Origin of the sequence: Knoellia sinensis KCTC 19936 (assembly GCF_000768705.1) — a bacterium.
GTDB classification, from domain to species: Bacteria; Actinomycetota; Actinomycetes; order Actinomycetales; family Dermatophilaceae; genus Knoellia; species Knoellia sinensis.
Genome location: NZ_AVPJ01000011.1, coordinates 38,940 through 59,906 on the forward strand (window position 1 = coordinate 38,940; position 20,967 = coordinate 59,906).

Here is a 20,967-nt window from a genome sequence, read left to right on the forward strand (position 1 = left end):
TCATGGAAGCACGGGCGTTGCCGCTCGAGAGGGGTCGCTTCGAGGAGTTGGCCGCCGCGACGGCTCACCTCGATGCCCCGTATGCCGTGGTCGACCTAGACGCGTTCGAGGCCAACGCCGCGGATCTGGAGCGACGTGCTGGTGGCAAGCGGATCCGCCTCGCGAGCAAGTCCGTGCGCTGCCGGTCGTTGATGCGCGACGTCCTGGGGCGCCCGGGCTGGCATGGGGTCCTGGCCTTCACGCTGCCCGAGGCGCTCTGGCTCGCCCGTGAGGTCGACGACGTGGTCGTCGGCTATCCGAGCGTGAACCGAGAAGCGCTGCGGGCGCTGGCTTCTGACGAGGATCTGGCAGCCCGGATCACGCTCATGGTCGACGGCGTGGAGCAGCTCGACTTCATCGAGTCGGTCGTCGGCGGGGTCGGGCGAGGTCCGAAGGTGCGCGTGTGTCTCGACCTCGACGCCTCGCTCCGCCTCGCCTCCGGGCGAGTCCACCTCGGCCCGCGCCGGTCCCCGCTCCACACTGCCGACGACGCCCGCCGGATGGCCTTGGCCGTGCGTGGCCGCCCCCGGTTCCGACTGGTTGGCCTGATGTCCTACGAGGGTCAGATCGCCGGGCTGGGGGACGACGCTCCCGGGCTGCGACGGTTCGCGGTGCGAGCGGTGCAGGCCCTCTCCGAGCGCTCACTGCGGGAGCAACGAGGTGCCATGGTGCTGGCCGTGCGGGGGGTGGCAGACCTCGAGTTCGTCAACGGCGGTGGCACCGGGAGTCTCGAGTTCACCTCTTCCGACGCGTCGGTCACGGAACTCGCGGCCGGTTCGGGCCTGCTCGCGCCCGCGCTCTTCGACACCTACCGGCACTTCCAGCCCAGTCCAGCGTCATTCTTCGCGCTGCCCGTGGTTCGCCGTCCTTCGCCGGATCACGCCACGCTCCTGGGTGGCGGCTGGATCGCATCCGGGCCGAGCGGTGCCGACCGGCTGCCCACCCCCGTGTGGCCCGAGGGTCTGTCCCTGCTCGGAGCCGAAGGTGCTGGTGAGGTCCAGACACCCGTCACGGGGCCCGGCGTACGCGACCTCCGGGTCGGCGACCTCGTGTGGTTGCGGCATGCCAAGGCCGGCGAACTCTCCGAGCACGTCGACGCCCTCCATCTCGTGCGGGGCGACCTAGTCGTCGACACCGTCCCCACCTACCGCGGCGAGGCCCAAACCTTCCTCTGAGCGCCGCGTACCGAACTCACCCAATTGGACGGTTGCGTACCGAACTCACCCAATTGGGTGAGTTCGGGACGGGACGTGAGCGGACGGCATACGTCCGGCTTGTTCAGGGTTTGTCCCCAACCGTCCAATTGGGTGAGTTCGGGACAGTGCGCGGCGCGGGTAAAGTCGCGGCCATGCCACGGATGCCGATCGCCGAGCGTCGGCAGCAACTCGTTGAGGCGGCCATCGCCGTCATGACCCGCGACGGCGTCCGCAAAGCCACGACCCGCGCCATCGCCAGCGAGGCCGGGACGTCCCTGAGCGTCTTCCACTACTGCTTCGACTCCAAGCAGGAGTTGCTCGAGTCCGTCGTCACGACGATCGTCGGCAAGACCGTGACGCTCGCCGAGGAATCTCTGGCTCAGGCCATGCCCTCCAACGGCGCCACCATGGACAAGAAGGAGCGGCTCGACGTCGTCCGCTTGGCCATGCACGCCTACTGGGACCACGTCACGGCCAACCCCGAAGAGCACCTGCTGACCTACGAAGTGACCCAGTTCTGCCTGCGTGACCCAGAGTTCGCGCACGTGGCGCAACGTCAGTACGAGCTCTACGCGCAGGCCTACGTCATGGTGTTCGAGAACGTGGGGCTCACGTCGACCTGGCCGGTGGCGACGGTCGCAAGACTGCTCGCCGTGACGTTCGACGGGCTCACCCTCGACTGGCTGGTGCGTCGCGACAGCGAGTCGTCCGTGGCCGTGCTCGACGCCGTCGCGCAGCAGCTCAACGCCGTGCTCGTGCCGGTCGCGTCCAGCTGACGGAACGTCGCAACCCGTCCCCGAGAACTCCTCGCCATGGCAGGGTCGCGAGTGTTAGCGTCACCCGCGACTAGGTCACTTGACCTGAACGAGCAGCACAAGCAAAGGAGCTCACCGGTGAGCACCTCCGTGGCCCCCACGACCGAGCGCGCCCCCGTCACCACGGGCTGGATCGCGCGCTTCGGCCTGATGTATTTCGGCCAGCACATCTCGTGGGCCACCCCCGCCCAGATCCTCCTCGCCGTCCAGGTGCTCGCGATGTACCCCGACGACAAGGAGCGGATGCTCGCTTGGCTCATGGGCGTCGGTGGCCTCGCGGCGGTCATCGCCGGTCCGCTCGCCGGTCGCTTCTCCGATCGGACCCGCAGCTCCTTCGGACGTCGGCGTCCTTGGATCGTCGGCGGCACCGTGGTCGCTTCGGCCATGCTCGTGGTCGCCGGAATCACGGGCTCGTATGCCGTCCTCTTCGGTGCGTGGGTCGTCTTCCAGATCGCGCTCGCGACCTCTCAGACCAGCGTCCAGACGATCCCGCCGGACCGCGTGCCGCACCAGCAGTACGGTCTCATCTCCGGGGTCATGGGCCTCACCTACACCGCGGCAGTCGTCGTCGGCGCGGCCCTCGGCGCGCTGCTGCCGGTCCGCGGGGCCTACCTCGCCACGGCCCTGTTCATGCTCCTCTTCCTCGTCCCCTTCGTGGCGACCTACCGCGAACCCGAAGGCGAGGCGGTCCCGAAGGTCGAGTCACGGCATACGGAATCGGGGGTGAAGCCGACCGGGCTGGGACGGGTCGGGTTCAACCTCCCGTCGTTCCGCGAAGCGCCCGACTTCTGGTGGGTCTTCATCGCCCGCCTGCTCGTGACGATGACCCAGGCGATCGCGCTGTTCTACCTGCTCTATTTCCTCCGCGACCGGGTCCAGCACCCCGACCCGGAGACCGGCGTCCTCATCCTGTCTGCGGTCTATGCGGTGTTCGTCATCCTCACCGCCGTGTGGTCGGGTCGGGCGAGTGACCGCAGCGGCAAGCGTCGGGTCTTCGTATCGCTGAGTTCCTTCGGGGTGGCCGTCGCCTGCCTCGTCATGGCATTCGCGACGTCGTTCACCGTCGTCATCGGCGCGGCCGCGCTGCTCGGCCTGAGCTGGGGCGTCTTCCAGGCGATCGACCAGGCCCTCATCAACCACGTCCTGCCGTCCGCCGAGGACCGAGCCGCCCACATCGGCATCGTCAACCTCGCCGTGCACATCCCCAACACCGCCGCCCCCGCCATCGCCGCCGTGCTCGTCACCCAGGCCGGTGGCTATCCCGGCCTGTATGCCGTCGCCGCGGCTCTCACGACCATCGGCGGCATCGTGGTCTGGAAGGTCCGCAACGTTCCCTGACCGCCGTCCTCACTCGAGACGTCCGCACCACACGCAAGGAGAGACGATGCGCGCCATCGTCGTCATGTACGACACGCTCAACCGCCGCTACCTGCCGCCCTACGGCGCGACCGACGTCCACGCCCCGAACTTCACCGAGTTGGCGCAGCGCGCGGTCACCTTCGACAACGCCTACGGCGGGTCGATGCCCTGTATGCCGGCCCGTCGCGAGATGCACACCGGTCGCCACAACTTCCTCCACCGGGCGTGGGGTCCGCTCGAGCCGTTCGACGACTCGGCGCCGGAGATGCTCAAGCAGGCCGGTGTCCACACGCACCTCGTCACGGATCACCAGCACTACTGGGGTGACGGTGGCGCGACCTATCACATGCGCTTCAACACCTTCGAGTTCGTGCGCGGGCAGGAGGGTGACGAGTGGAAGGGCGTGGTCGACGACCCCAAGGAGTGGGCCGACGAGCCGTGGCAGGAGGCCACGACCAACCACGCGCTGCGCCGCCAGGACCGCATCAACCGCGAGTGGACCAACACGGAGGCGACCCACCCGCAGACGCAGGTCTTCGACCTCGGCCTCGAGTTCATCGAGCGCAACGCCGACGCCGACAACTGGCTCGTGCAGATCGAGACCTTCGACCCGCATGAGCCGTTCTTCGCGCCCGAGGACTTCCGGCGCCTCTACGGCGACCGGGGTGCGCAGCGCGACGGACCGGACCTCGACTGGCCCGACTACCGACCGGTGACGGAGTCGGAGGACGACGTCGAGCACGTCCGCACGCTCTATTCAGCGCTGCTGTCCATGTGCGACAAGAGCCTCGGCCGAGTCATCGAGGCGATGGACCGCCACGACATGTGGGACGACACGATGCTCATCGTCTGCACAGACCACGGCTTCCTCCTCGGCGAGCATGACTGGTGGGGCAAGAACACCCCGCCGTACTACAACGAGACGATCCACCTGCAGATGTTCGCGTGGGATCCGCGCGATCGCGTTGCGGGCGAGCGGCGTTCGTCCCTGGTCCAGACCATCGACCTCGCCCCCACGTTGCTCGACTTCTTCGGCCTCGCCCCGACGCCCGATATGGAGGGGCGGCCGCTACGCGAGGTCATCACGCGCGACGAGCCGCTGCGCACGGCTGGGCTGTTCGGGATCTTCGGTGGGCACGTCAACGTCACGGACGGGCGCTGGGTCTACATGAGGGCGCCGGTCGACCCGGGCAACGACGGCCTTCAGGAGTTCACGCTCATGCCGACCCTCATGCGGGGTCGGATGCCGGTCTCGATGCTGCGTGAGGCCGAGTTGGTCGAGCCCTTCCGCTTCACCAAGGGCGTGCCGGTGCTGTCGCTTCCCGGTGTCACGTACTCGGATCCGCACGCCTTCGGCACCATGCTCTTCGACCTCCACGCCGACCCGTTGCAGGCGAACCCCGTCATCGACGACGAGACTGAACTCCGCCTCGCCACCCTCATGCGTGACCTCATGGTCGCCAACGACGCTCCGACGTCGCAGTTCGTGCGGCTCGGCCTGCCCGAGAAGGATGCCCTCGACGAGAGCCACCTCCTGTGCCGGGCGCACGAGGGCCAGGTGCAGGGCGCGCGCATGGCGTTCCTCAAGCCGGAGGACTTCCCGACCGGCGGCGTCCCCGTCACGACGAGCATCGGTGCGCTGCGGTCGAACCCGGCCACGCTCGACGTCCTGCGAAGGCACCTCGGACCGCTCGCCGACATGGACGTGCCCGAGGAAGCGCTCGCGATGAACCTGCTCGATCTCGCCGTGGTCGCTGTCGGCGTCATCAGCCCGGCCCAGCTGCGCGCCATCGCCGCCGACCTCGCCACGCTTCCGGAGCCGGTGACCGCCGATGGCTGACGTCGAGACGAAGGCCTGCTGCACGCCAGCGCGCAACTCCGGACTTCAGCTCAAGGCGCCACAACGACTGCGGCACAGTGCTGTTCACGATCTGGCCGACACCATGCGTACGCGCGCCTTGAGTATCGAGGCACAGACGTTCCTCATGGGCACCGATGACGGGATCGGCCTGCCTGAGGACGCCGAGGGACCCCAGCGCCCAGTCGCCGTGAGTGCCTTCGGCATTGACCCGTATGCCGTCCGCACCAGTGAGTTCGCCGCCTTCGTCTCCGCGACCGGTCACGTGACGGACGCCGAACGGTTCGGATGGAGCCACGTCTTCGCCGGGCTGGTGCCCGAATCGATCGCGGCCGCGAGTCCACGTCCGGCGAGTGCGCCGTGGTGGTGCGCCGTCGATGGGGCCTCGTGGCGTCAGCCCGAGGGGCCGGGCAGCGACCTCGATGGACGAGCCGACCACCCGGTCACACACGTCTCCCACCGCGACGCGACAGAGTTCGCGCAGTGGGTTGGGGCACGGCTGCCCACCGAGGCGGAGTGGGAGTGCGCGGCTCGAGGGGGACTCGTGGGTGCCCGCTACCCGTGGGGCGACGACTTCGAGGATGGGGGCGCCGAACGCCTCAACATCTTCCGCGGCGACTTCCCCGAGAGCCCGGCAGTGAGCCGGACCGAGGGCTGGGTCGGCACGATGCCCGTCGACGGCTTCGCGCCCAACGGTTTCGGGCTCCACCACGTCAGCGGCAACGTCTGGGAGTGGACCGCGGACAACTGGCGAGGCGGCAAGTCCCTGCGCGGTGGCTCGTACCTCTGCCACGACTCCTACTGCAACCGCTACCGGGTGGCCGCCCACACCGCCAACGAACCCGACGCGAGCAGCGGCCACTGCGGCTTCCGCCTCGCCTGGACCGTGTGACGAACGTGAAAACCGGAGAAAGTGACTGACCTTGCCTGACGACCTGCTCTTCAGCACCCGCGAACTGCTCATCGGGACGGCCACCGCCTCCCTCCAGATCGAGGGCGGCGACCGCAACAACAACTGGTACGACTGGGCCTCGGTCCCCGGCAACATCAAGGACGGCTCGACGCCGTTGCGCGCCACCGACCACTGGAATCGCTGGCGCGAGGACACCGCCCTCATGGCCGACCTCGGCCTGCAGGTCTATCGCATGTCGCTCGAGTGGTCGCGCATCGAACCGCGCCCGGGGGAGTTCGATCGGGAGGCGATCGACCGCTATCGGGAGGAGATCTCCGCGATCCGGGCGGCCGGCATACAACCGCTGGTGTCTCTCCACCACTTCTCGCACCCGTCCTGGTTCCAGGGGCTGGGCGGCTGGACGAGCTCCGCCGCTCCGGACATCTTCCTGAGGTTCGTCGACGTCGTCCCCGCCTTGTCGGACCTCGTCACCGAGTGGGCGACGATCAACGAACCCAACGTGTATGCCGTCCAGGCCCACCTTTTCGGTGAGACGCCGCCGGGGAACCGCTCGTGGTCCGCTGTCCGCAGCACGTTGCGGCACATGGCGATCGCGCACTGCCGCGCCTACCGCCGCATCCACGAGTTGCAGTCCGACGCGAAGGTCGGATTCGCCCACCACGCACGGGTTTTCGCGCCCCTCAACCCGCGCAACCCGTTGCACCGAGCCCTGTCTCTGTTCAACAGCGCGATGTTCCAGGACCAGCTTGCTGACGCCATGCTCGGTGGACGCTTCCCGAAGGTGCTCGGCGCGAAGCCCGACGACATCACGCCGGGGAAGTACTACGACTACCTCGGCATCAACTACTACTCGCGCACCGCGGTCAAGGGCATCGAGGACGGCACCTTCCCCGAGTCGCCGATCAACAACCTCGGGTGGGAGATCTATCCCGAGGGGCTCGTCCAGGTCGCGCGCGAGCTGCACTCGCGCTATCCGGCGCCGATCTGGGTCACCGAGAACGGCACCGCCGACGCTGCCGACGCCTTCCGGTCCCGCTACATCCACGACCACCTCAAGGCCATCGTCGAGAGCGGGCTGCCGTTCGAGCGCTACTACCACTGGTGCTTCGTCGACAACTGGGAGTGGGCCGAGGGTGAGGTGCCGCGCTTCGGCATCGTCGAGAACAACTACGAGACCCAGCAGCGCACCGTCCGCGACAGTGGCTGGTTCCTGTCGCAGGTCATCGCCGACGGTGGCGTGAGCCAGTCGACCTTCGACAAGTACGTCGCAGACCAGTCGTACCCACTCAACTCCTGAACCCGGGACTGGTGACCGTGCCGACGGACATGCAGTAGTCGTCGCGCCGTGCGCCAGCCGTGCTCAGGGGGACGCATGGCCAGCGAGGTGGGTTGACCACTGCATGTCCGCCGACCCGCCTGGCTCACAGCGTCACGACGACCTTGCCGAGGGCGTTGCCGGCGCCGACGTGGTCGATGGCGCGCGGCACGTCCTCGAAGGGCACGGTCAGGTCGATGACGGGTCGCACCTTCGACTCCTCGACGATGGCGTCGAGTTCGGCAAGGTCACTCCCCAACTCCTTGGACATGTGCATGACGAGCCGCTGCTTCACGAAAGGGCTCAGCAGCGCCGCAGCGATCGAGCGGTGCAGCCCGCCCGTCAGCCCACCGGTCTCCGTGCCGACGCAGACCAGCGTGCCGCGTTCGGTCAGAACGCTGCGGAGTTCGCGCCGTGGTCGGTTGCTCGCGATGTCGATGACGTCGTCGTATTGGACGCCCTCTGAGTCCAGGGCGTCACTCGTCCGGTCGATGACGTGCTTGGCACCCAACTGGTGCATGAGCGCGATGCCGGCCGGACGGCATACGGCAGTGACAACGGCACCCGCCGCGATGGCCAGCTGAACGGCCAGGTGGCCCACGCCCCCGGAAGCTCCCACGACGAGAACTCGCTGTCCCGCAACGACTTTCGCGCCTCGAACCGCCTGGTATGCCGTGAGTCCCGAGATCGGGAGCGCCGCCGCTTCCGCGGTCGTCAGGTTCGCAGGCGGACGGGCGATCCGCTTCACCGAAGCGGTGACGAGCTCGGCGAGCGAGCCGTTCGTCGTGCCATGCACCGCGTCGCCGACCGCCCACCCGACGGCATCGGAACCGACGGCTTCGACGACGCCAGCGAAGTCGCGCCCCGGCGTGCTGAAGCCGGCGCGGGGCCCGCGGAAGCCGAGTGCTGGTCGGGCGATGAGCGGCGTTCCCGTCATGACGTGCCAGGTGCCCCGGTCGACTGCGGCGGCCTTGACGCGCACGACGACCTCGCCGGCGCCGGGGGTGGGCTCGGTCGCCTCGGTGAGGCGGAGTTGCTCGGTGCCGCCGTAGTGCTTCTGCGTCCAGGTGCGCATCGCACCCTCCTTACGCCGTAAGGCTATTGTCTCGTGTCAGAGTAGGCTTACGGCGTAAGGTTTGGCAAGAGTGTTCGTGGCACATCGGCAGGAGAAGGGCAGATGACGGCACAACCCAAGGTGACCTTGACCCGCGAACGCGTGGTGGCGGAGGCGGTGGCGCTGGCGGACGAGTCCGGCCTGGGGTCGCTGTCGATGCGCGCCCTGGCGACCAGGCTCGGGGTCGAGGCGATGTCGCTCTATCACCACGTCCGCAACAAGGACGAGCTGCTCGACGCCATGATCGACGTGGTCTTCGGCGAGATGCACCCGCCCAGGCCGCGCGCTCGGTGGCGGCCGGAGCTGCGGCGTCGCTCGGTCTCCGGGCGGGAGGCCCTGCGCCGGCACCGGTGGGCGGTCGGACTCATGGACGCGCGGCGCACCCCCGGCCCCGCATCCATCGCCCACCACGATGCCGTTCTTGGGTGCCTCTTCGCGGGCGGCTTCTCGCTCGTGGCGGCAGGGACGGCCTTCGCGTTGCTCGACGCCCACCTCTACGGATTCCTCGTCCAGGAGAACGCCCTGCCCTTCGAGACCGAGGCCGAACTGGCGGACATCGGCGCTGCGATCATCGGGCCGGAGGTGCGCGCGGCGTTCCCGCACTTCACGCGCTACGCCGAGGAGCGGGCCATGCAACCGGGCTACCGGTTTGCCGACGAATTCGAGCGCACCCTCGACCTCACGCTCGATGCGGTTGCCAGCCTGCGCTGATGTTGTTGGATGGGGGCATGACGGCAGCGCAGCCTCGCACGGACCTTCGCGTCGCGCTCTTCGCGACGTGCTTCAACGACACGATGTGGCCGGAGACGCCCAAGGCCGTGGTGCGGCTCCTCGAGCGGCTCGGCGTCCGGGTCGAGTTCCCCATGGACCAGACCTGTTGCGGTCAGATGATGACGAACACCGGGTATGCCGGTGACGCCGTTCCGCTCGTCCGTCACTTCGTCGACGTGTTCGAGAAGTACGACGCCGTCGTGGCGCCCTCGGGTTCGTGCGTGGGCTCGGTCCGTGACCAGCACCCGATGATTGCCCACCTGGCGGGCGACCCCGGGCTGGCCTCCGAGGTCGAGGAGGTGCGACCCAAGGTCTACGAACTGTCGGAGTTCCTCGTCGACGTGTTGGGTGTGACGGACGTGGGGGCCTGGTTCCCCCACCGGGTGACCTATCACCCGACGTGCCACTCGTTGCGGATGCTGCGGGTCGGTGACCGACCGTTGCAGCTGCTCCGGGCCGTCGAGGGCATCGACCTCGTCGAACTCCCCGGCGCAGAGGAGTGTTGTGGCTTCGGAGGCACGTTCGCCGTGAAGAACGCCGACGTCTCCGTGGCCATGGGTACCGACAAGGCTGAGCACGTCGCCGAGACCGGGGCCGAGGTCCTCGTCGCCGGCGACAACTCCTGCCTGGCGCACATCGGCGGGATCCTCGGAAGGCAACGCTCCGGCATACGGACGATGCATTTGGCCGAGATCCTTGCCTCGACGAAGGAGAACCCGGCATGAGCATCGGACCGGTGCAGGAGACGTCACCGACCTTCGTCGGAATGCCGGCCTTCCCGGAGGCCGCGCGGGAGGCGCTCGCGAACACGCAGCAGCGCCAGAACCTCCACAACGCGACCCACACGATCCGCGCCAAGCGCGCCGCGGTGGTCGCCGAGGTGGACGACTGGGAGGCGCTGCGCGTCGCCGGCGCGGACGCCAAGGACGAGGCGCTGCACCACCTCGGTGACTACCTCGAGCAGGTCGAGGAGTCACTGACGGCGAACGGGGCGATCGTGCACTGGGCGCGCGATGCGGCCGAGGCCAACCGGATCGTCATCGACATCGCTCGCGCCAAGGAGGTCGACGAGGTCGTCAAGGTCAAGTCCATGGCGACGCAGGAGATCGAGCTCAACGAGGCCCTCGAGGAGGCGGGGATCAGCGCGTGGGAGACCGACCTCGCCGAACTCATCGTCCAGCTCTTCGGCGACCGGCCGAGCCACATCCTCGTCCCCGCGATCCACCGCAACCGCACCGAGATTCGTGACGTGTTCCTGCGCGAGATGGCGAGGTTCGGACGCCCGGCGCCGGACGACCTCACCGACGATCCTGCTCGGTTGGCCGAGGCCGCTCGGCTCCACCTGCGCGAGAAGTTCCTGCGCGCCAAGGTCGCCGTGTCCGGCGCGAACTTCGCCATCGCTGACACGGGGACGCTCGTCGTCGTCGAGTCCGAGGGCAACGGCCGCATGTGTCTGACGCTCCCCGAGACACTCATCTCCGTCGTCGGCATCGAGAAGGTCCTGCCGACGTGGGACGACCTCGGCCCGATGCTCCAGCTGCTGCCGCGGTCGAGCACGGGGGAGCGGATGAACCCCTACACGACCATGTGGTCCGGGGTACACGACGGCGACGGGCCGCAGGAGGTCCACGTGATCCTCCTCGACAACGGTCGCAGCCACGTGCTGGCGGATTCGGTTGGGAGACAGGCGCTTCGGTGCATCCGGTGCTCGGCTTGCCTCAACGTGTGCCCGGTCTATGAGCGCACGGGTGGGCATGCCTACGGGTCGGTCTATCCCGGGCCGATCGGCGCCGTGCTCAACCCGCAGCTGCGCGGCACCTCGAGCGAGGTCGATGCGTCGTTGCCCTATGCCTCGAGTCTGTGTGGTGCCTGCTTCGACGCGTGCCCGGTGCGGATCAACATCCCCGAACTGCTCGTCGAGCTGCGCGGCACGGTGGCCGAGCAGGGCGGTCACCGGGCCGAGTCGGCCGCGATGAAGGCCGCGGCGTGGGTGCTGTCGGATCCTCGACGGCTCGCCGTGGCCCAGAAGGGCGCAACCACGGCAGGCAAACTCATCGGCAAGCGCACCATCACGAAGGTGCCGGGCCTCGGCGCCTGGACCGACGCCCGCAACCTCCCCACGCCACCGAAGGAGACCTTCCGCCAGTGGTGGGCTCGCGAGCACGAGGAGGGTGGTCAGCGATGAGTCCCTCGACCAGTGCCCGCGAGGAGATCCTGGCCCGGGTCCGCTCAGCCACAGCCGACATCACCTCCGAACCTCGACTTATTGCCCGTTCGGCCAGTGGCTCGCTGCCCTCGCAACTGGCCGAACGGGCAATAAGTCGGGCGGTGGGTGCGGAGGAGGGGACGCTGGAGCTGTTTGCGGAGAACGTCGCGGACTATCGCGCGGCCGTCGTGCGGGTCCCGGCCGCCGAGGTCGGTGGTGCCGTCGTCGACGCCCTGCGATCGGCCGGCGTGCAATCCGTCGTCACACCGACCGGACTCGACCAGAGCTGGGCCGAGGCGGTGGGTGCGGCGTTCGACGTCGTCACCGAAGCTGCGGCCACGTCGGCACAGCAGCTCGACCAGGTCGACGCCGTCGTCACCGGATCCGCCATCGGCATCGCCACGACCGGCACGATCGTCCTCGACCACCAGCCCGACCAGGGGCGGCGGGAGCTCACGCTCGTCCCCGACACCCACGTGTGCGTCATCCGCGACGATCAGGTGGTGCACGACGTTCCCGAGGCAGTGACGCGACTGCGGACCGCCGCCGGGCAGCAGCGTCCCCTCACGTGGGTCAGCGGACCGAGTGCCACGAGCGACATCGAGCTGCAGCGGGTCGAGGGCGTCCACGGCCCCCGCACCCTCGTCGTCATCATCGCGGGGACGCCCTGATGAGGCCGCTCAGTGGTGTCGCGACCAACGGCACAGGGGCCCCGGCCAGGACGCCCGTGTTCTTCGTCGCAGGGGGCACCGGCATCTCGGCCGAGACGCTCGGCAACCTCCTGCTCGCGCAGTTCCCGGGGCTGAGCTTCGTCCGGCGCAAGATCCCGTTCATCACGACGGTCGAGCACGCGCGCACCGTCCTGGCGCAGATCGACAAGGCGATGACCGACACGGTGACGCCCATCGTCTTCTCCACGGTCTCCGACGAGCCGATCCGCCAGGAGTTGCAGGCGACCAAGGCCGCGTTCATCGACCTCTTCGGGTCCCACCTCGACACCGTCGAGCGGGTGCTCCACGTCAACGCGACCCACAGCGCCATGGCCCTCCACGGAGTCGGCGACACCGTCCGCTACGAGCAGCGGATGAAGGCCATCGAGTTCGCGATGGAGCACGACGACGGGGCGAGTCTGCGCAACCTCGAGCAGTCCGACCTCATCCTTGTCGCCCCCTCGCGGTGCGGCAAGACGCCGACGTCGATGTACCTCGCGCTCCAGCACGGTCTCAAGGTCGCGAACTACCCACTGGTGCCCGAGGACTTCGAGACCGAAGCCCTTCCAAGACCCCTCGCAGGCCTCGCTGACAAGTGCTTCGGACTGCTCTCGACCCCCGCCAGACTCAGTCAGGTGAGAGGGGAGCGCAGACCCGGATCCACGTATGCCACGCTCGCCCAGTGCAGTTTCGAACTGCGCCGCGCGGAGGCGATGTACAGGGCGCATCGCATCCCCTCAATCAACTCCGCCAAGATGTCCGTCGAGGAGATGGCTGCAGTGATCATGCAGAGCAGTCGCCTCCCCGACCTCGGCTGACCAGAGACGCTGACGCCGAACCGACGAAAGGGACGATCATGACCGCCACCCAGCAGGGATCCACGGGCACCAACATCGCGTGGTTCGCCGAGCTCGGTCTCGACGACGTCGAGCACGTCGGCGGCAAGAACGCCTCCCTCGGCGAGATGGTCCAGCACCTCTCCAAGGCCGGGGTGCGCGTGCCGGACGGCTTCGCGACCACGGCCGACGCCTACCGCCGGTTCCTCGCGCACGAGGGTTTGGCAGACCGCATCAACGGCATCCTCTCCGAGCTCGACGTCGAGGACACCCGGGCGTTGGCGGCCGCCGGCGCCGAGATCCGCGACGCTGTCGAGCAGCAGCCGTTCCCGGCCGACCTCGAGAGCGAGATCCGCACGGCCTACGAGCGGCTTGTCGGTGACGCTGGAGCGGCAGCTGACGAGGTGAGCTGGGCGGTCCGCTCCAGCGCAACGGCCGAGGACCTGCCCGATGCGAGCTTCGCCGGCCAGCAGGAGACCTTCCTCAACGTCCGCGGCATCGACAACATCCTGCTCGCCATCAAGCGGGTCTTCGCCTCGCTCTACAACGACCGCGCGATCTCCTACCGGGTGCACAGCAACTTCGACCACGAGGCCGTGGCGCTCTCGGCCGGCATCCAGCGCATGGTCCGGTCCGACATCGGCTCGTCGGGCGTCATGTTCACGATCGACACCGAGTCCGGCTTCTCCGACGCCGTGTTCATCACGAGCAGCTACGGCCTCGGTGAGGCGGTCGTCCAGGGCGCCGTGAACCCCGACGAGTTCTATGTCCACAAGCCGGCACTGAGGGCAGGGCGCCCCGCGATCCTCAAGCGCGGGGTGGGCAGCAAGGCCACCAAGATGGTCTACACCCAGGACTCCGCCGTGGGCCGCTCCATCGACTTCGTCGACGTCGACGAGGCCGAGCGCGCACGGCTCAGCCTCACCGACGCCGAGGTCACCGAACTCGCCGAGCACGCCCTCAAGATCGAGGAGCACTACGGCCGCCCCATGGACATCGAGTGGGGCAAGGACGGGGTCGACGGCGGGATCTACATCCTCCAGGCCCGCCCCGAGACGGTGAAGTCGCGCCAGTCCGGGTCGACGCTCCAGCGCTTCCGCATGGACGAGGGTGGCGGTGACGTCGTCGTCGAGGGCCGCGCCATCGGCCAGAAGATCGGCGCGGGCGCCGTCCGCGTCCTCGACAACGCCGAGGCGATGCACGACTTCAAGGCGGGTGAGGTGCTCGTCGCCGACATGACCGACCCCGACTGGGAGCCCGTCATGAAGCGCGCCAGCGCCATCGTCACCAACCGTGGTGGTCGCACCTGCCACGCGGCGATCATCGCCCGCGAGCTCGGCATCCCGGCCGTTGTCGGCACCGGCTCCGCGACCCGCGACCTCACCGACGGCCGCGAGGTCACGGTGTCGTGCGCCGAGGGCGACACCGGCTTTGTCTACGACGGAATGCGCGAGTTCTCCGTCTCGGAGACCGAGCTCGACTCCATGCCCGAGATCCCCGTCAAGATCATGATGAACGTCGGCACCCCCGAGCAGGCCTTCGAGTTCTCTCGCCTGCCGCACAAGGGAATTGGCCTCGCCCGCCTCGAGTTCATCATCAACCGCCAGATCGGCATCCACCCGCGCGCCCTGCTCGAGCTCGACGACCAGGAGCCGGAGCTCAAGGCCGAGATCGAGAGCCTCATCGCGGCCTACGACTCGCCCCGCGACTACTTCGTCAAGCGCGTCGCCGAGGGCATCTCGATGCTGGCTGCGGCGTTCGCTCCCGAGCCGGTCATCGTCCGCATGAGCGACTTCAAATCGAACGAGTATGCCGGCCTGCTCGGTGGCGCTCGCTACGAACCGCACGAGGAGAACCCGATGATCGGGTACCGCGGCGCGGCGCGCTACCTGTCGGCGGACTTCGCCGAGTGCTTCGCCATGGAGTGCGAGGCGCTCAAGCTCGTGCGTGACGACATGGGTCTCACCAACGTCAAGGTGATGATCCCGTTCGTGCGCACCGTCGCCGAGGCCGAGGGCGTCATCGACCTGCTGGCGTCCCACGGCCTCAAGCGCGGTGAGAACGACCTGCAGGTCGTCATGATGTGCGAGGTCCCGTCCAACGCGGTGCTGGCCGATGCCTTCCTCGACCACTTCGACGGTTTCTCCATCGGCTCCAACGACCTCACGCAGCTCACGCTCGGCCTCGACCGCGACTCGGCTCTCGTGGCGGATGGCTTCGACGAGCGCAACCCTGCGGTCAAGAAGATGTTGTCGATGGCGATCGAGGCGTGCAAGGCCCGCGGCAAGTACGTCGGGATCTGTGGGCAGGGACCGTCGGACCACCCGGACCTCGCGGACTGGCTTCTCGACCAGGGCATCGAGTCGATGTCACTGAACCCCGACACGGTCGTCGACACCTGGCTGCGCCTGGCCAAGCGCGCCGGCTGACCTCCCCGCCCGGGACCCGGGAAGCGGGACGTGACGAAACGGCATACAACCGAGGTTGTATGCCGTTTCGCTGCGGTTCACGCGTAGAAGGCGCGGATCGCTTCGGCCAGTTCTGCCGGAACCTCCATCGAGGCGAAGTGGCCGCCCTTGGGGTGCTCGGTCCACGACACGATGTTGGTGTTGTCGCGCTCGGCGAAGGGCCGCATCGAGCGGAAGTCGTCGGCGAAGACCGCGACACCGATCGCGCCCTCGTTGACGCGCGCCTCAACCGACTTCTCGGTGAAGTAGTAGCGACTCGCAGCCGCGCTGCTGTTGGTGAACCAGTAGAGGCTCACCTGGGTGAGGACCTGGTCGCGCGTCAGGGTCGCCGTGCCGTTGCCGAAGTTCTCGAAGAGCTCGTTGTAGGCGAGCTGCCCGACCGGTGAGTCGCTGAGGGCTGCCGAAATCGTCTGCGGCCGTGAGGCATTCATCTGCGCAAAGCCGTTGACCGTCTGGAACCAGCCGGCGAACTCGAGAGCCGCGTAGTCGGCCGGCGTCATGGTCTCGAACTCGGTCGGGTCGCCCGATGGGAACGCGAAGAGCTGCAGCACGTGCGCCCCGAGGAAGCCCTCCGGTGCCTGCATCGCGAGCTCACGCGACACCATCGCGCCGTTGTCGGATCCGTGGGCGCCGTAGGACTCATAGCCGAGGCCACGCATCAGGGCGTCCCACGTGCGCGCGACCCTTGCGGTGTCCCACTCGCCGTCCGAGAGCGGCTGGCTGAAGCCGATGCCGGGGAGGGTCGGGATGACGAGGTGAAACGTGTCGGTGAGGTGAGGGATGAGATCGAGGAAGTCGACGAAGGAGCCGGGGTAGGTGTGGCAGAGCAGCAGCGGCGTGGCGTCCTCGTTGGCCGAGCGGACGTGGAGGACGTGGATCGTCTGACCGTCGATCTCGGTGAGGAACTGAGGATGGGCATTCATCGCCTTCTCCTGGGCTCGCCAGTCGAAGCCGTCCTGCCAGTGGTCGACCATCGTGCGCAGGTAGGAGACCGGGGCGCCGTGGGTCCAGTCCTCGGTGCCGGTCTCGGTGGTCGGCTCGGCTGCGAAGCGGGTCCGGGCGAGGCGGCTCTGGAGGTCGTCGAGCTCGGACTGCGGGAGCGCGACGGTGAACGGGCGGAGGGACAGGGCCTGGGTCTTCTGGTTGGTGTCCATGGAAGGACCGTATGAGGGGTTCCGGAACGATGCATTCCTATTTATTCTGAGCTGCGAAAGAACTTCTGGAAGGAGAAGTGCTTGTGCTCCAGACATCGGCGCGACTGCTCGCCATGCTCGGCCAGCTGCAGGCGCGTGACATCGTCTCGGGCACCGAACTCGCGGCGCGCCTCGACGTGGGCGAGCGCACGATCCGCAAGGACATCGAGCGACTGCGCGAACTCGGCTACCCGATCGACTCGGTGCGTGGGCCGGCCGGTGGCTATCGGTTCGGCGAACACGGCCGGATGCCGCCTCTGCTCCTTGAACCGGACGAGGCCGTCGCCGTCGCCGTGGGGCTCGGATCCGTCGCCACGGTGCGGGGTATCGAGGAGTCGAGCGCTCTTGCCCTGGCCAAGTTGGAACATGTCTTGCCCGACCGGCTGCGTCGGCGGGTGCGAGCCCTCCACGAGAGCACCGAGGTCGGGCCGGTCAACACCGGCACCAACGTCGAGGCGCCTCCGGTTGACGTCGCCCTCCTCGCTGAGCTGGCGGCCGCCGTTCGTGACCGAGAGGGCCTGCGGTTCGACTACCAGCCCGGCGGGCGCGAGGACGCGGAGGAGCGGGTCGAGGCCGACCCCTATCGGCTCGTGAGCTGGCAGGAACGGTGGTACGTCGTGGCGCGGCGACGACCCACGGGCCAGTGGCAGGCGTTCCGGGCTGATTGGCTGGCGCTCCGGACGCCCAGCGCTGGACGATTCGTCGCGAATCCCCTTGAGGGAGGCGACTACTCGGCCTTCGTCCTGCGCGATGTCGCGTTCTCGGGGTGGAGTGTCCACTGTCGGATCGCCGTCGACGCGCCCGCCGCCGAGGTGCTCTCGCGCATCAACCCGACCGTGGGAGTCGTCGAGACCATCGACGACACGCACTCCGTCCTCGTCACGGGCGGTGACAGTGTCGAGGTCGTGGCGGTGTGGATCGGGATGCTCGGGCTCGACTTCCACATCAGCGAGCCGCCCGAACTCGTCGAGCACCTGCGTGTGTTGAGCCATCGCTATGCAAGGGCGACCCCGGCACAGGCAGACTGAGGCGAGCACACGGCATACGAAATCTGCCCCTGCCGGAACCGTTCAGAGCGGCAGCGGCCGGTCCGCCACGACGCTCTTCATCACGAGCGTCGAACTGAGCCGCTGGACGCCGGGCAGCGCCGTGATCTGCTCGTCATACAGGGTCTGGAACGCCGGCAGATCACGTGCGACCACCTGCAACAGGTAGTCGGGGTCCCCGAAAAGTCGCTGGGCCCGGATGACCTGCGGGATCTCTCCGACGGCTGACTCGAAGCCCACCACGGTGTCCCGGTCTGCCGCCGCCATGGTGACGAAGACCAGTGCTTCGAACGTGAGGCCCAACGCGTGGGCATCGAGGTGGGCGCGGTAGCCGCCGATCACGCCAGAACCCTCGAGAGCCTTGAGTCGACGGTGGGTGGGGGACACGCTGAGCCGGATCCGATCAGCGATCTCGGTGATGCTCAGCCGCCCGTCAACTTGCAGCTCGGCAAGGATCTTCTTGTCCACGGCGTCCATGAGGTCGATTCTCCCTCAAGAGCGCCTGTGTGTGGCAGAACTTGGAATCGCTTTTGGGGTGGTCGTCAATAACCTTCCATCAGGTGTCGGATCACCCGGATCCGGACCAGCGAAGGCAGGAGCGACCGTGGCACTGAGCAGCATCACGGCTTTCTGGGCGGTGTCGATCCTCCTCGTCCTCACGCCAGGGGCCGAGTGGGCGTACGCGATCAGCGCGGGGCTGCGGCACCGCAGTGTCCTACCGGCAGTGGGGGGAATGCTGTCCGGTCACCTCCTCGCGACTGCCCTGGTGGCCGCGGGCCTCGCGGCGGCGATCTCGCGCTCGCCCCTCGTCCTGGCGGCCCTCACCGCGACCGGTGCTGCCTATCTCGTCTGGCTGGGCGTCTCGACCCTGACTCAGGAGGCGCCCCACCCTGCCGACCTTGCGAGCGGCCCCGTGACGGAGGAGTCCACCTGGTCTCGGCAGCTCGTGAAGGGCCTGGGCGTGAGCGGGCTCAACCCCAAGGTGTTCCTGCTCTTCCTCGCGCTGCTTCCCCAGTTCGTCCAGCCGCAGCAGCCAGCGTCCGTGCCGGTCCAGATCGCGGCGCTCGGAATCCTCCACGTCGCTACCTGTGCGGTGGTCTACATCGCGGTCGCCGTCGGTGCGAAGCGGGTCCTGCGCGCGAGGCCGCGGGCCGCGATGGTCGTGACCCGGATCTCCGGTGTGGTCATGGTGGCAATGGGGGTGTTCCTGCTCGTCGAGCAGGTCCTGCACGCGTGAGGGGAAGGCGTTCGAGAGTCAACAGACGAGAACGCGCGTATGCCGTGGGGCTGGGGCCCCACGGCATACGCGCTTCTTGGTTGGGTCGGCTCCTACAAGGTGCCGACCAGGTCACGGATGGACTGCTGCAGCGCCGGGTGGCTCGAACCGAGCTTCCGGAGTGCGTTGTTCAACTCGGCCACCGACGACTTGCCGTTGCCGACGAGCTTCTCGGCCTGGTCGATGTGCTTCCCGACCTGCTTGGCTGTGTTGCCCGACAGGGTGCCGGCCCGCACGGCCTGGTCGTAGTGCGAGCCGACGACTGCGAAGCTCGGCTCCCACGTCAGCTCGGACTGGAGCTGGGCGTTGAACTCGTCCTGCTTCACCTGCGCCGCCGCCTCGAGCTCGTTGTCCGACATCTGCGCGCTGCGTGTCAGGGCGAAGGCGTCGAAGCCACGGGCGATCTCGGTGCCGTAGAAGTGGCCGTTGTACCAGTACGTCGACCAGAATCCGCCGAGGTTGAGACCGGTCGGGTTCGGGCTGTTGATCGCGCCACGGTCGTAGTAGCCGATCTCCTTCGGATTGGCCGCGTCGGTGAAGTCGACGACGGACATTCCGCCCTGGTACCACGCCTGGACGAGGATGTCGCGACCCGGGACGGGGACGATGGAGGCGTTGTGCGCGACGCAGTTCTGGGTGGAGTCCTGCGGCACCGGCAGCTTGTAGTAGCTCTTGAACTGCATCTTGCCGTTCACGATCTCGAAGATCGCGTCCGCGCCCCACTCCTTCCTGTCGGTCGGCCGGCAGCGGGGGGAGGTGCCGCCGCCCCACTCGTCCGTGAAGATGACCTTCGACCCGTCGTTGCTGAACGTCGCCGAGTGCCAGTAGGAGAAGTTCGGGTCGGCGACCGCGTCGAGCCGCTTCGGGTTCACCGGATCCGAGATGTCGAGCAGCACGCCGTTGCCCTGGCACGCGCCGGCGGCCACACCGAGTTCGGGGAAGGCCGTGATGTCGTGGCACGTGTTCGTGTTGGGCAACGGGCCGTAGGGAACGCCCGATGGGTGCAGTGCGCCCGGGAGGGTGTTCTGGAGTCCGTTGAAGGCGCCGGTGGCGGCATCGGTGAAGATCCGCGGCTGGCTGACAATGCTGGCGGTCTGGGGTGCCGCGAGCGGGACCTTGATGACGTCGATCCGCCACTGCGTCGGATTGCCGGTCGTGACCGGGGCGGCCGTCAGGGCGGCGTTTTGGCAGCCGGCCAGCTCGGTCGCGGAGCGCACGCCGGCGGTGCCGGAGTTGTAGACGTAGATGTTGTTCGGGTCATCGGGATCGGTGACGAGGGTGTGGGTGTGCGACCCACGGCAGGTCTGCACGCCGGGAAGCTGCTTCGGGCTGCTCATGTTCGAAATGTCGAAGATGCGCACCCCCCGGAAGCGTTGTGCTTCGGAGCCCGCGGGTACGCCCTGCGTGCCGCAGTCGATCCGGCCGCGACCCTCCTCGACCGACATGAAGAGCAGGTCGCCGAAGACCGAGACGTCACCCTGACCGCCCGGGCAGACGAACGAACTCGCCAGCACCGGTGCCTTCGGGTCCTTGAGGTCGTAGACCTGGAAGCCGTTGAACGAGCCGACGACCGCCTTGTCGCCGGTGAAGGCCAGGTCGGAGTTGACGAAGCCGAAGTTGCCGGGAGCCGCGTCGAACGGTGCCACCCGGGGCGTGTTCTTGAGCAGTTGGACATTGCTGCTCGCATCGGAATAGGGGAAGTAGCCGGGGGCAAGACCGGGCCTCGGGTCGACCGCGGCGGTGGCCACGGCCGGGACGAGGGCCACGGCGGCCGCGATGGCGGCCGTCATGGCGATCTTGCGCGTGCGGCTTCGAGCAGAGAGGACAGCCACAGCAATTCACCAATCACTCA

The 20,967-nt window shown here is 68.2% G+C and carries 18 protein-coding genes; 14 read left to right on the forward strand and 4 right to left on the reverse strand.

All coding sequences use genetic code 11. The features are described 5' to 3' along the window. Positions 1 to 2: 2 nt before the first annotated feature. The 6 genes from N802_RS13765 (at position 3) to N802_RS13790 (ending at position 7,477) form a co-directional block, all read left to right on the forward strand. Positions 3 to 1,214 (forward strand): amino acid deaminase/aldolase, encoded by a 1,212-nt coding sequence (locus tag N802_RS13765; protein ID WP_211254425.1) that lies wholly within the window; start codon positions 3 to 5, stop codon positions 1,212 to 1,214. Between the two features lie 173 nt (positions 1,215 to 1,387). Further along, the gene (locus tag N802_RS13770) at positions 1,388 to 2,011 is read left to right on the forward strand and encodes a TetR/AcrR family transcriptional regulator (protein WP_035917354.1); all 624 of its coding nucleotides are present in this window, start codon (positions 1,388 to 1,390) and stop codon (positions 2,009 to 2,011) included. A gap of 117 nt (positions 2,012 to 2,128) precedes the next feature. After that, positions 2,129 to 3,388 carry an MFS transporter gene (locus N802_RS13775; protein WP_035917356.1) on the forward strand — a complete coding sequence of 420 codons (1,260 nt, stop codon included), beginning with the start codon at positions 2,129 to 2,131 and terminating at the stop codon, positions 3,386 to 3,388. Between the two features lie 46 nt (positions 3,389 to 3,434). Beyond that, a complete protein-coding gene (locus tag N802_RS13780; protein ID WP_035917359.1) occupies positions 3,435 to 5,249 on the forward strand; it encodes a sulfatase in 1,815 nt (604 codons plus the stop codon). Further along, positions 5,242 to 6,159 (forward strand): formylglycine-generating enzyme family protein, encoded by a 918-nt coding sequence (locus N802_RS13785; RefSeq protein WP_035917361.1) that lies wholly within the window; start codon positions 5,242 to 5,244, stop codon positions 6,157 to 6,159. The genes N802_RS13780 and N802_RS13785 overlap by 8 nt, the downstream gene beginning before the upstream one ends. Before the next feature lie 31 nt (positions 6,160 to 6,190). Next, positions 6,191 to 7,477: a glycoside hydrolase family 1 protein gene (locus tag N802_RS13790; protein WP_084072222.1), complete on the forward strand. Its 1,287-nt coding sequence runs from the start codon at positions 6,191 to 6,193 to the stop codon at positions 7,475 to 7,477. 124 nt (positions 7,478 to 7,601) lie between these two features. On the opposite strand, the gene N802_RS13795 is transcribed toward N802_RS13790, so the two are convergent. Next, complete coding sequence (locus tag N802_RS13795) at positions 7,602 to 8,570, reverse strand: NAD(P)-dependent alcohol dehydrogenase (protein WP_035917364.1); 969 nt, start codon at positions 8,568 to 8,570, stop codon at positions 7,602 to 7,604. 102 nt (positions 8,571 to 8,672) lie between these two features. On the opposite strand from N802_RS13795, the gene N802_RS13800 reads away from it, so the two are divergent. Genes N802_RS13800 through ppsA form a run of 6 tightly spaced genes read left to right on the forward strand, consistent with a single transcriptional unit; the run spans position 8,673 to position 15,561 of the window. Further along, positions 8,673 to 9,320, forward strand: coding sequence for a TetR/AcrR family transcriptional regulator C-terminal domain-containing protein (locus N802_RS13800; RefSeq protein ID WP_035917367.1), 648 nt, complete (start codon positions 8,673 to 8,675; stop codon positions 9,318 to 9,320). Between the two features lie 17 nt (positions 9,321 to 9,337). Continuing rightward, on the forward strand, positions 9,338 to 10,105 hold the full coding sequence (locus N802_RS13805) for a (Fe-S)-binding protein (protein WP_035917371.1): 768 nt from the start codon (positions 9,338 to 9,340) through the stop codon (positions 10,103 to 10,105). After that, complete coding sequence (locus N802_RS13810) at positions 10,102 to 11,565, forward strand: LutB/LldF family L-lactate oxidation iron-sulfur protein (protein WP_035917373.1); 1,464 nt, start codon at positions 10,102 to 10,104, stop codon at positions 11,563 to 11,565. The genes N802_RS13805 and N802_RS13810 overlap by 4 nt, the downstream gene beginning before the upstream one ends. Next, on the forward strand, positions 11,562 to 12,257 hold the full coding sequence (locus tag N802_RS13815; RefSeq protein WP_035917376.1) for a LutC/YkgG family protein: 696 nt from the start codon (positions 11,562 to 11,564) through the stop codon (positions 12,255 to 12,257). Before N802_RS13810 ends, N802_RS13815 begins: the two co-directional genes overlap by 4 nt. Next, positions 12,257 to 13,114, forward strand: a complete 858-nt coding sequence (locus tag N802_RS13820) for a pyruvate, water dikinase regulatory protein (protein WP_052109952.1) — start codon at positions 12,257 to 12,259, stop codon at positions 13,112 to 13,114. The genes N802_RS13815 and N802_RS13820 overlap by 1 nt, the downstream gene beginning before the upstream one ends. Before the next feature lie 38 nt (positions 13,115 to 13,152). Further along, positions 13,153 to 15,561, forward strand: coding sequence for a phosphoenolpyruvate synthase (gene ppsA, locus N802_RS13825; RefSeq protein WP_035917381.1), 2,409 nt, complete (start codon positions 13,153 to 13,155; stop codon positions 15,559 to 15,561). 77 nt (positions 15,562 to 15,638) lie between these two features. Here ppsA and N802_RS13830 read toward each other — a convergent pair whose 3' ends face one another. Then, positions 15,639 to 16,754 (reverse strand): epoxide hydrolase family protein, encoded by a 1,116-nt coding sequence (locus N802_RS13830; protein WP_035917384.1) that lies wholly within the window; start codon positions 16,752 to 16,754, stop codon positions 15,639 to 15,641. Positions 16,755 to 16,837: 83 nt separating this feature from the next. On the opposite strand from N802_RS13830, the gene N802_RS13835 reads away from it, so the two are divergent. Continuing rightward, positions 16,838 to 17,821 carry a helix-turn-helix transcriptional regulator gene (locus tag N802_RS13835; protein ID WP_035917386.1) on the forward strand — a complete coding sequence of 328 codons (984 nt, stop codon included), beginning with the start codon at positions 16,838 to 16,840 and terminating at the stop codon, positions 17,819 to 17,821. A gap of 42 nt (positions 17,822 to 17,863) precedes the next feature. On the opposite strand, the gene N802_RS13840 is transcribed toward N802_RS13835, so the two are convergent. Further along, positions 17,864 to 18,316: an Lrp/AsnC family transcriptional regulator gene (locus tag N802_RS13840; RefSeq protein ID WP_035917388.1), complete on the reverse strand. Its 453-nt coding sequence runs from the start codon at positions 18,314 to 18,316 to the stop codon at positions 17,864 to 17,866. Positions 18,317 to 18,443: 127 nt separating this feature from the next. Here N802_RS13840 and N802_RS13845 point away from each other — a divergent pair, with 127 nt between their 5' ends. Then, entirely contained in the window at positions 18,444 to 19,076 is a 633-nt protein-coding gene (locus N802_RS13845) for a LysE family translocator (protein WP_035917390.1), read from the forward strand. A 92-nt stretch (positions 19,077 to 19,168) separates the two neighbouring features. Here the strand turns inward: N802_RS13845 and N802_RS13850 are convergent, their stop codons facing one another. Beyond that, entirely contained in the window at positions 19,169 to 20,947 is a 1,779-nt protein-coding gene (locus N802_RS13850; RefSeq protein WP_211254421.1) for an LVIVD repeat-containing protein, read from the reverse strand. Positions 20,948 to 20,967: the final 20 nt, after the last annotated feature.